Consider the following 14,937-nt stretch of genomic DNA (forward strand, 5'->3'; position numbering starts at 1 on the left):
AATTCTAAAGAATAGATTAACACTTTGTAACCAGTTTAAACTTTATTTCAATCCCTCATAAGGATTCATATAAATCAGCCTATACTATCAGAAACAGAATACCAAATTCAGGGATACGAGGTATTTTTGCCTCAAATGAAAATAGTTATAACTATCAGTTGTGATTGATTGATATGGGCATATACTTGGGTTCGTAATGTATGTGCAGCCTTATCCCAAGCACATCATAGCCCTATTGTTATAGACAGTTTGCCACAGTTTCTATCATGAGCGATCGCACTCCATAAGGAAAATTTGTCAAGAAATGTAAATGTTTTTCAAACCTTGCGTAATTGCTCTAGGAACCCCTGAATAAGTAAATGAGGGATCAAGGAAAATCACGTAAAAGACAAAAGAAATTTCTTCTGAAGATTTGCGTAAAACTCCAAAGAACCCCTGAATAAGTAAATGAGGGATCAAGGAAAATTACGTTAAACGCAAAAGAATTTTTTAAGATTTGCGTACAACTCCGAACAATCCCCGATAAGTCAATCAAGGTTCAAGGAAAGTGAAATTCCAGACAAAAGAAATGACATCTTTGACGGAACGAAAACTTACCTTGGCTTGACCAAATCACAATCAAAATCTCAAAGGAGTAAAAATGTCTAACTACGATATCGGTCTTTTGCCCGCTAACGGTAATGCTGTTACCCGCAATGACTACACTTTAACTCCAGGGCAACCTACTGATGTGTTTGAGTTTAGAATCAACTCTACTAGAAACATCAACGTGGCTCTCACAGGTATCACCGCTGGGGATGATGCCGATTTAAGATTGTTCCGTGACATTAACAATAACGGTATCTTGGACGCTACTGATCGCGGTGTTAACAACGCCAACGCCATTGGAACTTCCACTCGCGGTGGTAATGCAGATGACTCGATTAATCTTGCAGATCGAGCTGCAGGTACTTATTTTGCCGAAGTTAGCCGCTATGCTCCAGGCAGTCAGGGCAATGTGACTTACGATATTGCCGTATCTAGTGCCGATCCTAGCAACCTTCTGCCTAGGGAGGTTGAACTCGGTAACTTGTCACGCGATGTTACCCAGACTGGTCAAGTGGGTAACAACGACACCGCTGATATTTACCACTTCTCTCTTGGACTGTTTGAGGGTGTCAATATTAATCTGAGCGGACTGAGCGCAGATGCTGATATCCGACTGATTCAAGACCGTAACGGAAACCGCATCGTTGAGGATAGCGAGGTCATTCGTAGCTCTACTAACGGTGGTACTTTGGCGGACTCTATTAGGGGTATTAATACTTCTGGTGACTACTACCTTGAGGTGTATCAGTATAGTGGCAATACCAACTACACCCTGACCTTCGACCACTACAATACCACCTTTCCTTTAACTTAATTATCGGTTGAGAGGTGTCATGGCAGAAAGTAAACCTGACGAAAAGTAATTGAAAGCATTGCATGACAATGCTTCCAATAAGTTGAAATTGATTATGGCGGCAGAGCACCGTAATTGGACTTTGCCGCTTCTACTCCACAATTACTGCACTTTTTTGCTATTTGTACACGACCGACCTTGTCTTGACCAAATCACTACCAAAATTTCAAAGGAGTAAAAAATGTCTAACTACGATATCGGTCTTTTGCCCGCTAACGGTAATGCTGTTACCCGCAATGACTTGACTTTAACTCCAGGGCAACCTACTGATGTGTTTGAGTTTAGAATCAACGCTATGCGTAACATCAACGTGGCTCTCACAGGTATCAGCGCTGGTGATGATGCTGACTTGACACTGTTCCGTGACATTAACAATAACGGTATCTTGGATGCTACTGATCGCGGTGTCAACAACGCCAACGCCATTGGAACTTCCGCTCGCGGCGGTAACGCAGATGACTCGATTAATCTTGCTGATCGAGGCGCAGGTACCTATTTTGCCGAAGTCAGTCGCTTTCCTCGAGGTAGTTCGGGCAATGCGACTTACGATATTGCCATATCTAGTGCCGATCCAAGCAATCTTCTGCCCAGGGAGGTTGAACTCGGTAACTTGTCAGGCGATGTCACCCGCACTGGTCAAGTGGGTAACAACGACACCGCTGATGTTTACCACTTCTCTCTTGGACTGTTTGAGGGTGTCAATATTAATCTGAGCGGACTGAGCGCAGATGCTGATATCCGACTGATTCAAGACCGTAACGGAAACCGCATCGTTGAGGATAGCGAGGTCATTCGTAGCTCTACTAACGGTGGTACTTTGGCGGACTCTATTAGGGGTATTAATACTTCTGGTGACTACTACCTTGAGGTGTATCAGTATAGTGGCAATACCAACTACACCCTGACCTTCGACCACTACAATACCACCTTTCCTTTAACTTAATTATCGGTTGAGAGGTGTCATGGCAGAAAGTAAACCTGACGAAAAGTAATTGAAAGCATTGCATGACAATGCTTCCAATAAGTTGAAATTGATTATGGCGGCAGAGCACCGTAATTGGACTTTGCCGCTTCTACTCCACAATTACTGCACTTTTTTGCTATTTGTACACGACCGACCTTGTCTTGACCAAATCACTACCAAAATCTCAAAGGAGTAAAAAATGTCTGACTACGATGTCGGTGTTTTGCCCTCTAACGGTAATCCTGTTATCCGCAATGACTTGACTTTAACTCCAGGGGAACCCACTGATGTGTTTGAGGTTAGAATCAACTCTACCAGAAACATCAACGTGGCTCTCACAGGTATCAGCGCTGGCGATGATGCGGATTTAAGATTGTATCAAGACAGCAACGGTAACGGTCGCTTCGACGCGAATAGCGATCAGTTGGTTGCAAGTTCCACTCGAGGAGGTAACAACGATGACTCTATTAATCTTGCAGATCGAGCTGCAGGTACTTATTTTGCCCAAGTGAGTCGCTATTCAACTAGCAATGGCAATGTTACTTACGATTTAGCCTTGTCTACTGCTAATCCTAGCAACCTTCTCCCCAGAGAGTTTAATCTTGGCAACCTATCAGGCGATGTCACCCGCACTGGTCGCATTGATAACAACAATACCTCTGATGTCTACGCCTTCTCTCTCGGCTCATTTGAGGGTGTCAACATTACACCAAGCGGACTCAGCCCTGATCTTGGTATCCGACTGATTCATGACCGTAACGGAGATCGCAACGTTGACTCGGGCGATCAAACCGTGCAGTCTGTCACAGGTGGTACTAATTCCGAGCCTCTTTATCGGATTGACGATGCTGGTAGCTACTACCTCCAGGTCTATCAGTTGGGTAATGGTAGCACCAACTACAACCTCACCTTTGACCACTTTACTACCCCTTATGCTTAAGTTTAAGCATCAGTTGAGACCTGTCATGGTAGAAAGTAAACGTCAGGATGAAGTAATTGAAAGCATTGCATGACAATGCTTCCAATAAGTTGAAATTGATTATGGCGGCAGAGCACCGTAATTGGACTTTGCCGCTCATATTCAAGATTACTGCATTTTTTGAATATTTGCACGCGCTTGGAAGAGTTATTTAAAGATGACTACAGTTTTACAAATTGGTAATCGCGCGATCGCAGCTTCTGAAATTATTCCTTTACTAGCTAGTTATAACATCATCCCGCAATTATTATGCGAGAGCATTATTGATCAGGCGATCGCCCCAATCACTTGCACAAAAGAAGAAACGGCTGATGCTCTAGAGCAATTTTACCAGCATTGGGATTTGACAAGCGAAGATAAAAGACAAGCTTGGCGGGAACGTTACGGTCTGACCCAAGAACAGCTAGAACTCATGGCAACGCGAAAGCTTAGAATTGAAAAGTTCAAACAAGCCTCTTGGGGACATCAACTAGAATCTTACTTTCTCAAACGCAAAAGACAGCTAGATAAAGTTATTTACTCCTTAATTAGAACCGAACAAAGAGGAACTGCCAACGAACTCTATTTTCGGATTAAAGAAGGAGAACAATCCTTTGCTGAACTTGCAAGTGAATATTCCATCGGTCCAGAAGCCCAAACAGGTGGAATCATTGGTCCAGTGGAACTTGGTAGTGTCGCTCCCAATTTTGCCCAGCTACTTTACACAAGTCAAGTTGGTGTGATTCAGCCACCGGTACCTTTTGGAGAATCATGGGTGATTGTGCGTACTGAAAAGCTAGTTCCAGCACAGTTAGACAATTTCATGCGCCAAAGATTGCTGCAGGAGAATTTTGAAGCTTGGTTTAAACAGCAACTCACTCAACTCTCGCCTGAAGAGAAAATCTGGATGGGAGTCAACGCCAAACCAGCACAGGTTCAGGAGGCGAACGTCGCTTAGAACAAAAGGGGATGAGAGATGATAAAAATTTGGTGCAGAATATGACTAATACCACTATTGATATTAAAGAGTTTTTTGCAGATATATTTCCTTTCAAACACCTGCCGGAGAATGTACTAGAAAATTTATTAACAAAGGTGCAATTTTTGCGCTACCGCATGGGTCAGGCGATAGTGACGCGGGAAGTCATGCCCCAACAGATTAGCATTATCTACTCTGGACAAGCCCGCCTATTAGGCTTCGACCCTCGCACAGACAAACCTGACACATTGAAGTTGCTGCAACCACGGGAGGTTTTGGGTTGGGTGAGTCATGTGCGGGGTGTGGCTTGCGAAACAGCGATCGCCTCTACAGAAGTGATTTGCTTTAGTTTAGCGATCGCCGATTTTCTCACTGTCATCAAGCACGAGTCGGCTTTTGCCAAGGCGTTACACCGAAATGCAGCATTAGTAGAAGTGTATGAGTTGTTGGGGGAAGAACTCACTCGCCGGGCTGATGGCAAAACTGATTTAATTAGACTATCGCGAACTGCTTGGGAAGCTGCTATTGTGCTAACGCTTCCTGCAGCAAAAGATATGAGATCTCCCCTTTATAAGGGGGATTATCTGTGGCTAGTAAGTAGCAGTTCTCAGGCTGAGTTTCCGGTAGGTAGCTGTCTAGAGTTGAATGGTACTAATCCCAAACTCTACCTCAACGCAAATATGCGTCTGGTAGGTTTACCCAAATCTTTGCTCCCAGCACTACCAGAAAGCCCACCAACACCAACAACAGCAGATTCTTGGTTAGCAGAAATTCCTTACGCCCCAGAGATTGCCACAACAGCAGAATCAGCTAAGCAGCCTAAACGGGCAAAGTACCCCTATATCCGGGCACGAGGTCCGGTGGATGCATCCTTGGCTTGCTTCCAGATGTTGAGCCAGTATTATAACATTCCCTTCCGCCGAGATATGCTGCGGCGGGTTGTGACGAAACAGTATGAACGCACCAGCAGTATATCTCTGCAATTTTGTGCGGCGGTAGCAGAGTTGATGGGGTTGACAACCCAGATAGTCAAGATTCCGGCGTCTACAGTGAGTCGCTTGCAACCTCCGGTGATGATTTCCTGGCAAGACAGTTTTGCCATTATCTACAAAAGCAGTAACCAAGAATTACTCATTGCCGTTCCAGAAATGGGACTAGTGCGCCGCAAACCACGAGACTTTGCCGAAACCTGGGGACAAGAAGGCGAAGTGCTGCTGCTGCAACCGACAAAACAAACCCCCAAGTCGCGGTTTGGTCTTTCGTGGTTTGTGCCTGCATTACGTCGCCACCGCAAGGTCCTGATTGAAGTGCTGATTGCTTCCATCGTGGTGCAAATTTTTGGGTTGGTGAATCCCCTAGTCACACAGGTGATTATCGACAAAGTCTTGGTTGGCAACAGCCCCGACACTCTGACAGTTTTCGGTATCTTTTTGATTGTGGTGTCGGTGGTGGAGGCGGTGCTGAGTAATGTCCGCACCCATTTGTTTGTGGATACCACTAACCGTATTGACTTATCGCTGGGTTCTGAAGTCATTAATCACCTGTTGCGTTTGCCTTTATCTTATTTTGATCGTCGTCCGGTCGGCGAATTGGCAACGCGAGTTAATGAACTCGAACACATCCGATCCTTCCTTACGGGTACGGCTTTAACGGTGGTGATGGATGCGGTATTTTCAATCATCTACATCTTGGTGATGGTGATTTATAGCTGGATGCTGTCTTTAGTAGCACTAGCAACAGTACCGCTGTTTGCTTTGTTGAATTTGTTGGTTTCTCCAGTCATGCGGCGACAGTTGCATGAAAAAGCCGAACGCAACGCCGAGACACACTCCTACTTGGTGGAAGCGATGGCGGGGATACAGACAGTCAAGGCGCAAAATTTGGAGATGCGATCGCGTTGGCAATGGCAAGAACGCTACGCCCGCTATATTAGTGCTGGCTTCAAGACTATCTCTACTCAAACGACTGCTGGTTCTTTAAGCAATTTCCTCAATAAACTCTCCAGCCTGCTGGTGCTATGGGTGGGGGCGTATCTTGTCCTTAACGGGCAACTTACCCTCGGACAACTCATTGCCTTCCGCATCATTGCCGGCTATGTTACCAGCCCTCTGTTGCGACTAGTGCAACTGTGGCAAAATTTCCAAGAAACTGCCCTGTCTCTACAACGTCTCAGCGACATTCTCGACTCACCCCAAGAAACAGAAGGCGAACGTCAAAATATCCTTATGCCCGCAATTGAAGGGAACGTCCGCTACGAAAATGTCTCCTTCAGCTTTCGTGCGAATGGACCTTTACAACTGTGCAACATCAACCTAGATTTTCCTGCTGGTTCGTTTATAGGCGTTGTCGGTCAAAGCGGTTCTGGAAAAAGTACACTGCTAAAATTGCTACAAAGACTTTACGAACCGAAGTCAGGGAAAATCTTGATAGACGGTTACGACATCAGCAAAGTGGAACTTTACTCTCTGCGGCGTCAGATTGGCATGGTGCTACAAGATACCTTGTTATTTGACGGGACAGTGCGAGAAAACATTGCCTTGGCGTGTCCTGATGCCAGCGATGAAGAGATTATTGCTGCTGCCAAGACTGCCTATGCCCATGATTTTATAATGTCCTTACCCAACGGCTACAACACATCTGTAGGTGAACGGGGTTCAGGGCTTTCTGGGGGACAAAGGCAAAGGATTGCGATCGCCCGCACCGTCCTGCAAAATCCCCAATTGCTCATCCTTGATGAAGCCACGAGCGCCTTAGACTACAACGCAGAAGCACAAGTCTGCCGCAACTTGGCTGAAGCATTTCAAGAAAAAACCGTACTTTTTATCACTCATAGATTAAGTACTATCCGCAATGCTGACGTGATTCTAATGATGGATCAAGGCGCAGTTGTGGAACAGGGAACCCACAAAGAATTAATGGCGCTGAAGGGTTATTACTACTGTTTGTATCAGCAACAAGAGGCAGGGAGGGAGTGAAGGAGTGAAGGAGGGAGGGAGGGAGGGAGGGAGGGAGGGAGGGAGGGAGGGAGTTATTTGTTGTTATTGGGAGGGATGATCCATTGATGTGAGTTGTGAATCATTGAAACTAGCATACCGAGAATTGAATTATAGCTTTTGTAAAGCTCTCGTCCAGCTTCAACATCCAAATAATTGCATTGAACAGCAAATTCAATCCATGTTTGAGTTTCGGCTGCTTCAAATGAAGAACCGCTTAACTTGGCTACAAATGCAGCTTCATACATACGCTTGCGCCATGCTTCCGCTAAGCTAGCACAGACAGACCGTGACGAGCGACGAATTTGATCTGTCATAGAATACCTTTCTTCAACAGGAAACTTTTTAGATAATTCAAAAATTTTCATGGTAGCATCAAATGCTCAGTTATAAACCTCTAACTCTTTATGATTTTTGATAGATGTTCTTATCATTTCTATTTCATTATCAACAAATTCTACTGTAAGCATCATTATTGAATTCATCAAGATGACTTCCTCAATTCCACACTCATTCTTCATAAAAACAAGGCAAAATATGAGCATTAATAATGGAAAAGGTAATTCCCCTACACCCTCCCTCCCTCACTCCCTCCCTCCCTCACCCCCTCCCTCGCCCCCTCCCTCCGTTCTTCAATTTGACCAACCGGTTATCTTACAACAATCTCCTATTTGGTCGCGGGCGATCGCCTGGGGAATTATTGGTGTTACTGTTTTTACAGTCATTTGGGCATCGGTGTTTAAAATTGATGAGGCAATTCCCGCTAGTGGTAAGCTAGAACCACAAGGTGCAGTCACTGATATTCAGGCTCCCGTCGGTGGTGTTGTCAAGCTAATTCATGTTAAAGACGGTCAGCAAGTCAAAAAAGGTCAACTCCTGATTAGCCTGGAACAAACCACGGCACAGGCACAGCTCATATCATTCCAAAAAAATCGCGCCGCTTTAGTGCAGGAAAATGACTTTTACCGCCGCCATCTCACAGGGCGTGTCTCACCAATGCTCAAGTATGGGGCGACACTCAATATTCGACCAGAAATCGCCTCGTTAACCCAGAGTCGCGCCGCAATAGCTGCGGAAAATCAGGTTTACCGATCGCAGTTAAACGGTTCTACTGCGGGAGTTGTTCTGACTCCAGATCAACAATTGCGCTTGCGAAGTCGCCAGTTGGATTTCAGTTCGCGCTTGGCGGACACTCAGTTAGAAAAGGAAAAGACGCAAGAGAAATTAAGCCAAAACCAGTTGGAGTTAGCCAGTGCTAAAGATATGCTGGCAATTAATCAAAAAATTCTTCAGGATATGGAACCGGTGATGAAGGAGGGCGCTTTTCCCCGGATGAGGTTCTTGACACAGCAGCAGGAAGTTCTCAAATCCCAGGCGGAAGTTGTCCGACTGACGAAAGAACAACAGCAATTAAAGTTAGCAATTACCCAGGCACAAGAAAAACTCCGCAATACTGAGGCTCTATCTAAAGAAGATTTACTATCACGAATTACGGCAAATGACAAGAGCATAGCCGAAATTGACAGCCAGCTTACGAAGATAATTTTGGAAAATCAGAAGAAAATCAACGAGATTGACAGTCAGATAAGTGAGGCGCAATCTACCTTGAAGTATCAGAAAATAACCTCTCCAGTGGACGGAACAGTTTTTGAACTCAAAGCCAAAACTCCAGGATTTGTGGTTAACTCGAGTGAACCAATTCTGAAAATTGTTCCTAAAGATAACTTGATTGCCAAAGTCTACATCACGAACCGCGATATCGGCTTTGTCAAAGAAGGACAGAATGTCGATGTGAGAATTGATTCCTTTCCTTTCCAACAGTATGGTGATATCAAGGGGGAGCTCATTTCGATTGGTTCAGATGCCCTACCCCCAGACCAAATTTATAATTTCTACCGTTTTCCAGCAAAAGTACGCTTGGATAGGCAAACAGTGCTGATTCATAATCGTCAACTTCCACTCCAATCAGGTATGTCAATCAATGCCAATATCAAATTGCGCCAGCGCACTGTTATGAGTATCTTCACTGATTTCTTTGTGCAAAAAGCCGAAAGCTTGAAATTCATCCGCTGAAGAGGAGGATGGGAAGGTGGGATGAGATGCCAAATTTTTCCTACTTAATGAAGCTAATTCTCTATGAGATTGCACTTTATAGCGGTTTGCTGCAACCCGGAGTAAGGTACACCAAAGAAATAATGAACCACAGATGGACTCTTGCGTGCGTTGCTGCGCCAGCGCTATGCAGGAGGCTTTCCCGACCCAGGCGACTGGCGTTGGGGTTCCCCCCCTTGTAGACGCCCGAAGGGCGGTGAGACAGCGCTATGCAGGAGGGTTTCGGTGAACTCACAGCGACTGCGTTCGCCGTTCGCGTTCGCGAAGCGTGTCCCGACAGGGACTCAGCGTGTCCGTTCGGCCTCAAGCCGTGCCCGAAGGGCTCAGGACATAGGCGTGTCGAAGACATACCCGTTCGCGCAGCGTCTCCGACAGGAGAAGGGCTTCCCGCAGGGTAGCAACTGCCGTACAGATGGACACAGATAAATAATTACTTGATTCAAATGATATCATGTCCGGATGAACACTTATAAAAAACGAACAACCTCAAGAGCCTCCCCCTCTCCTTAGGAAGGAGAGGGTTGGGGTGAGGTCAAGCAGGAATTATAAGTTAGCAACAAAAGCAGCAAAGCAGACAATATCACGACAAGGGGTAATGCTCCAGAGTCCCCTTGTGAGCAATACTGAAAATGCTTGCTCTGTTTGCGACAACTGCTATGGACCGACTGGAGGAACTTTTACGCCGCTTAGTTGACGAAGCCTGTGGACACCCACCTGGAAGCCCAGAACGTCAAAAACTGCTCACGCGAATCATTCGCTTGAGTGCTAGCAAACTATGGAGGGAAAGTACTCCCCATTATCAGGATGCACTGCAACAAACCTGGTTGTATTTTTGTCGCAATATTTGTGAAGGTACAACAGGTCAAACGTATGACCCTGAGTTAGGCACTGTCATAACTTGGCTGAATGTTTACTTAAAACGTAGACTGCAAGACTTTTACCGCAACCAGCAGCGACAACAAGCCAGAACAGTCTCTGCCAATATCAATCAGTCTTCCTCAGGTGATGCAAATGAAATCATTGACCCTGTAGATACCCTTCCTGCTGAACCTGATGTTCCTCCCATTTTAGAAAACGTTAGGTTCTGGGCAGAGCAAGATGAGGACGGAGAACTGCGCCAGACTCATATTCAAGCGCGTCCGCAAGTGAATTGTCAAGTGTTAATTTTGAAACGTTTGCCGCCGGAAGAGAGTTGGAAGGAACTGTCAGCAGAATTTGGGCTACCAGTTTCTACTTTGAGTAGTTTTTATCAACGCCAGTGTATTCCTCGGTTACGTAAATTCGCTGAGAAAGAGGGGTATTTATAGCGGTTCTTAATTGAATGCACCAGACAACCTTTTGAGGTTAGCTTCTTCGCCGTAAGCCCCGCACCATAGCTGAAAGCTTGGTGACGGGATTGCTCTGGCGGGCAAGACGAATTGACATCCGAACGGCAGGCGAATCACACGCCGGGAAACCCGTCCAACGCGCTGCCTCCCTATGTTGACCGTAGGTCAACGCGGGAGTGATGTCGATGAGGAGTTGCCTCTCTCCGTGTTGAAAACTAATAACCGAAGTTTAATCCGGTTTATTGTTCGAGTAAGTTATTGAAGCGACAATTTGTAATTGTCAATGGAGCGATCGCAAAAGAAAAATATACACTAAAAAATAAATCATTTACTCAACCGTGTATGTCCAGCAATGTTGTAGCTCGAAAGATTTTGATTTTGGCTGCAAATCCGAAAAGTACCTCACGACTTCGTTTAGATCAAGAAGTAAGAGAAATTGACGAAGGATTATATTTCGACAACAGTATCCATTGATATGAAAGCGCCAAGTTATAACCAATTGCCAATAAGAATAAATGGTGCCCAATATCCGGGGTGACTTTCGAGATCCTGCTGATGCGCTTGGAGCCAAGCTATTTGAGTTGCCTGTAGAGCTTTAGCTTTACTCAGTCCGCTACTCCAGGTTTGATAAAATTTGACAATCAGTTGCACCGTTGCTGTATCGTCAACTTTCCAAAGACTTGCGATGGTACTTTGAGCTCCTGCTTGTATGGAGATACCAGCAAGACCCAGAGTTTCACGATCGCTACCTACTGCTGTTTCACAAGCTGTCAAGGTCAGTAATTTAATCGGACTGAGAAGATCGCCCCTGCGGGGGGAGCGAAGAGCGCCATTGCGAGTGTTGCTAATAAGTTGATAAAGATCGTTCATTGTCAGCTTTTCATTGTAGCGCTCAGTTGTGGGAGATTTTTGGCGGTTTTCTTCAACTAACTTTCCAGTGACTAAGAATGTTTCTCTAGAATCAATTCCAAACTTGCCATGAGTCGCTAAGTGAATCACTGGGTAAACATTTTTTTCTAACTCTTGTTGCAAGCGATCAGGTGTAAACTCTTGATCCAATAACCCCTTGCTCCCAGATATATTAGTGGTAATACTGTTAACTTCTGACTTGACAGCGCTGAGGGGTTCAAAAAATCTTGAACCAGTATCTGTCTTAACGGTAGCTGGCTCTGTCAAGCCGAAAGCTAATACCCGCAGTTCAACCGGATTGAATTGCGTGGGATTTGTTAGAGTCAGCGCACTTGCAGTGGCGATCGCATACTTCTCAATCAAGAATTGCTTGCCGTCAAATAGCGCTGCCATTGGGATACTCCGTAGAATTCCGTCAGAGATAAACACTAAACTTTCGATTTTCTCTGACACTAAATCGGGAATCAAAGGACGAATGAACCAGTCATACACCTGTTGCGATTTAGCTTTATAAGTGTTTTCCAAATCAGAGCGCTTTTCTAGTTGGACGCGCAAATCATTGATAATATCCCTGAGTTCCTGACGCGGTAGAGCTACCCAAAAAAGTTTTGACTTCAATTTCTTCTCACCGTCAGGTAGGGTAAGAATGATGGCAAGACGCTCTTTGAGGATAATCGAACTGATAACAGCAGTGCTTTTGCCCACCAACGCCACTGGTTTCTGAATGGGTGCTAAATCACAATCATTACCTAAATAATTTTGCAGTTCTGCTAACCTTAACTCATCCACTATTGGGAGTACAAACTCCAAATTCTGTTGAATCTCCGCTCCCCGAAGATTGTTAGTTTGCTCTAAGCGCAACTCAAGTAATTCGCGGTAAACTGGTTCAACGTTGTCCCGAAAGTCAAACTGAAAATCTCGCTGTTGCAGGGCAAGGTCATTGCGGATACTTTTGAGGCTGTCAACAGATTTTTCATAAAAATTAATCGCTTCTTTCACCCGACCTTGAGCTTTAAATAGTCGTCCTGCCTGCCATGCCCACAAGTAAAGGCTTTCATTAGCGGCAGTGTTCACAAGCGCTTGTTGGGTAAAATTGAGGGAGCGTTGATAGTCCTTACGACATTCATAAATGTGCCCCAACCGACCTTTGGCAAAGGATTCCACTTCGAGATCCTGTATTTTTTGAGCAATTGCCACAGCTTTATTAAGTAACTCAACAGGTTTGGGTGACAATTCTGTCTCCAAGCATTGAGCCGCCCCTTCAGTATCAGCAACTTCGTCCCTATGGGTAAGGAGTTGTAGAAGATGGGCAAGTTGGATTGCTCCATAAGCTTTATCGCGAGAGTCGCTTAACTGTTCATTAACGACCATCGCTTGCTGTAGCGTATTGTTGGCATCCGGATTGTCAAGGTGTTGGCGATGATAAAGCCTAACTAAACCTAATAGCGATCGCACTTCGTTTGCTTTGTCGTTCTGGCTGCGAGCTAGATCCAGGCTTTGCTCAAAATACTGTACCGCCTGGTGGCGATTTTTTGTGGTTTCTTGCTGGAATTTTTCCACAGCTTTCTGATCACCTACCTCGCGGGCAAATTGGACACGACGCTCATTGCGAAGGGCAACAAAGGCGTAGGTATTGGCTAAACCATTTAGGGTAGACGCTATGTAAGTTTGATTATCTATGCGCTTAGCAATTTCATTGCTGCGTTCAAAATCTTGAATAGCTTGGTCGTATTCGCCTTGAAGACGATGAGTATTTCCCAAACTACCCCAAGCTGCTACTTCGCCAAGATAATCTGAGTGGCGCTGAGCAATTCCCAAGGCACTATCTTGACTGCAGGCTACTGCATGATTTTGACCGCACAAAATTGTAACTGCCCGTCGGTGCTGCCCCAAGCGACTGTATATCTGAGCCTGTTCCGTTAGCATCCGCCCCACGTTGGTAAGCTCGTTTTTCTGGCGGTAGTAAGCGATAACTTGATCTAATTGGGCGATCGCTTCAGCAAACTGACCTACTTGTTGATATGCTCTGAAAGTTTCTTCTTAAGGTAATGTCGTAAACGTAATAAAGTAGATCGGCAATGGGAGTTTGTAGATCGAAAACGACATTTCCCTCTAGACAAAGACTGTCATCGCGACTTAGCATTTCGTGACTCAGAGAATCCGGGATACTCCGCAACTCCTGATTCAATTCTTGAAGTTGCTTACGCAATTGCTCGGGCGATATATCTTCTTCGCCCAGACTTCTTAAGATGACAGCTAAACTTTGCAAAGGTCCGTTGTGAATTGCCTCAAATGATCGCTTGAGAGTTAAAGAGCGCTGTTCGAGTAGTACTGCTACGTAAATCCCGATCAAAAAAAGATGTGGTCAGTCCCGCACCCGCAAGAGCCAGCAAGGCTGGTACTAAGGGAATCCACCAACCCACAACTAGGACAATATAACAAATCCCAACGAGTCCGATGCTAGCTATCCCAAGGCTCAATAATGTTTTCCAAGGGGATTGGAGAATGAGTCCCAAGACGATCCCCAATAAACCCCAAGCTAAAATCCACAGATACTCCCAAATGTCTGACCAAACTTTTAACAGTGGTCGCCTGTCTAAAACGCTACTGATGATTTGGCTTGTGGCATGAGCGTGAATTTCCACGCCATAAATCCATTGGTAGTGGTTAAAAGATTCTTCAACTCCTAAAACGGTGGTGTAGAGGGTGCGTTTAACCGCCGAAGTGATAAATCTATCTTTAACGCTGGCTGCGGTCATGCCAACAATTATGACGCGATCGCGAATCCAACTGGGATCGACTTTCCCGGTCAAGATATCTCTAAGAGATAGGGTACGAAAAGGTTGCTTATGAGAGCGAAAGTTGAGTAGCACCTGAAAGCCGTTGGCGTCAGATCTCACATATCCACCAGAATTGGGGAGGAAGCGAACGAGTTGACTTGAACCAAACTGGATGGGATCTTTTGAACGACTGCCATGATGAAACGCAATTCCTTGTTTACTCAAGTAGACTTGTGCTAGACGTAGAGGTAGGGAGTATTTGAGTTCTCCTGTATAAGTCTTACTTGCAAGAAGACTGCGGCGCAGTTTGCCATCCGGGTCAACTATTAAATCTGCAAAGCCGATCCGTTCGGGAGGTAGCTCGGGCGGTGGTTTAACATTAAAAGTGGATGTTTGATTTAACGCTACTTCAATTCCAAGTGACATACTCCTACACTGACTGAGTACAGTACAGTGTAGGCTCAAGAGCGACT

9 protein-coding genes and 1 pseudogene are annotated in these 14,937 nt (G+C 45.3%); 7 read left to right on the forward strand and 3 right to left on the reverse strand.

Annotated elements, in window-relative coordinates; all coding sequences use genetic code 11:
- Positions 1-640 precede the first annotated feature (640 nt).
- From ACM0OZ_RS30060 to ACM0OZ_RS30080, 5 genes are all read left to right on the forward strand, one after another.
- On the forward strand, positions 641-1,402 hold the full coding sequence (locus ACM0OZ_RS30060; RefSeq protein ID WP_414586502.1) for a pre-peptidase C-terminal domain-containing protein: 762 nt from the start codon (positions 641-643) through the stop codon (positions 1,400-1,402).
- Positions 1,403-1,622: 220 nt separating this feature from the next.
- On the forward strand, positions 1,623-2,384 hold the full coding sequence (locus tag ACM0OZ_RS30065; RefSeq protein ID WP_414586503.1) for a pre-peptidase C-terminal domain-containing protein: 762 nt from the start codon (positions 1,623-1,625) through the stop codon (positions 2,382-2,384).
- Between the two features lie 220 nt (positions 2,385-2,604).
- On the forward strand, positions 2,605-3,345 hold the full coding sequence (locus tag ACM0OZ_RS30070; protein WP_414586504.1) for a pre-peptidase C-terminal domain-containing protein: 741 nt from the start codon (positions 2,605-2,607) through the stop codon (positions 3,343-3,345).
- Between the two features lie 196 nt (positions 3,346-3,541).
- Positions 3,542-4,321 carry a peptidylprolyl isomerase gene (locus ACM0OZ_RS30075; protein ID WP_414586505.1) on the forward strand — a complete coding sequence of 260 codons (780 nt, stop codon included), beginning with the start codon at positions 3,542-3,544 and terminating at the stop codon, positions 4,319-4,321.
- Between the two features lie 41 nt (positions 4,322-4,362).
- Complete coding sequence (locus ACM0OZ_RS30080) at positions 4,363-7,317, forward strand: peptidase domain-containing ABC transporter (protein ID WP_414586506.1); 2,955 nt, start codon at positions 4,363-4,365, stop codon at positions 7,315-7,317.
- 53 nt (positions 7,318-7,370) lie between these two features.
- Here ACM0OZ_RS30080 and ACM0OZ_RS30085 read toward each other — a convergent pair.
- Positions 7,371-7,769: pseudogene (locus tag ACM0OZ_RS30085) on the reverse strand (four helix bundle protein).
- Between the two features lie 103 nt (positions 7,770-7,872).
- Between ACM0OZ_RS30085 and ACM0OZ_RS30090 the strand changes: the two are divergent.
- Together ACM0OZ_RS30090 and ACM0OZ_RS30095 are read left to right on the forward strand one after the other, a co-directional pair.
- Positions 7,873-9,408, forward strand: a complete 1,536-nt coding sequence (locus tag ACM0OZ_RS30090) for an HlyD family efflux transporter periplasmic adaptor subunit (RefSeq protein WP_414586507.1) — start codon at positions 7,873-7,875, stop codon at positions 9,406-9,408.
- Positions 9,409-10,103: 695 nt separating this feature from the next.
- The gene (locus tag ACM0OZ_RS30095) at positions 10,104-10,754 is read left to right on the forward strand and encodes a sigma-70 family RNA polymerase sigma factor (RefSeq protein WP_414586512.1); all 651 of its coding nucleotides are present in this window, start codon (positions 10,104-10,106) and stop codon (positions 10,752-10,754) included.
- A 510-nt stretch (positions 10,755-11,264) separates the two neighbouring features.
- Here the strand turns inward: ACM0OZ_RS30095 and ACM0OZ_RS30100 are convergent.
- The gene (locus ACM0OZ_RS30100) at positions 11,265-13,610 is read right to left on the reverse strand and encodes a CHAT domain-containing protein (RefSeq protein ID WP_414586508.1); all 2,346 of its coding nucleotides are present in this window, start codon (positions 13,608-13,610) and stop codon (positions 11,265-11,267) included.
- A gap of 362 nt (positions 13,611-13,972) precedes the next feature.
- On the reverse strand, positions 13,973-14,937 hold a 965-nt coding region (locus tag ACM0OZ_RS30105), incomplete at its 5' end, for a CHASE2 domain-containing protein (protein WP_414586509.1).

This window comes from Scytonema sp. PCC 10023 (assembly GCF_963920835.1).
Taxonomy (GTDB): domain Bacteria; phylum Cyanobacteriota; class Cyanobacteriia; order Cyanobacteriales; family Nostocaceae; genus Kalymmatonema.

What these genes read in the sequence shown, in the direction of transcription:
- ACM0OZ_RS30080 (WP_414586506.1), top strand. Translation starts at nt 4,363, where the DNA reads ATGACTAATACCACTATTGATATTAAAGAGTTTTTTGCAGATATATTT.
- ACM0OZ_RS30100 (WP_414586508.1), bottom strand. Translation starts at nt 13,610, where the DNA reads ATGCTAACGGAACAGGCTCAGATATACAGTCGCTTGGGGCAGCACCGA.
- ACM0OZ_RS30095 (WP_414586512.1), top strand. Translation starts at nt 10,104, where the DNA reads ATGGACCGACTGGAGGAACTTTTACGCCGCTTAGTTGACGAAGCCTGT.
- ACM0OZ_RS30090 (WP_414586507.1), top strand. Translation starts at nt 7,873, where the DNA reads ATGAGCATTAATAATGGAAAAGGTAATTCCCCTACACCCTCCCTCCCT.
- ACM0OZ_RS30065 (WP_414586503.1), top strand. Translation starts at nt 1,623, where the DNA reads ATGTCTAACTACGATATCGGTCTTTTGCCCGCTAACGGTAATGCTGTT.
- ACM0OZ_RS30060 (WP_414586502.1), top strand. Translation starts at nt 641, where the DNA reads ATGTCTAACTACGATATCGGTCTTTTGCCCGCTAACGGTAATGCTGTT.
- ACM0OZ_RS30070 (WP_414586504.1), top strand. Translation starts at nt 2,605, where the DNA reads ATGTCTGACTACGATGTCGGTGTTTTGCCCTCTAACGGTAATCCTGTT.
- ACM0OZ_RS30075 (WP_414586505.1), top strand. Translation starts at nt 3,542, where the DNA reads ATGACTACAGTTTTACAAATTGGTAATCGCGCGATCGCAGCTTCTGAA.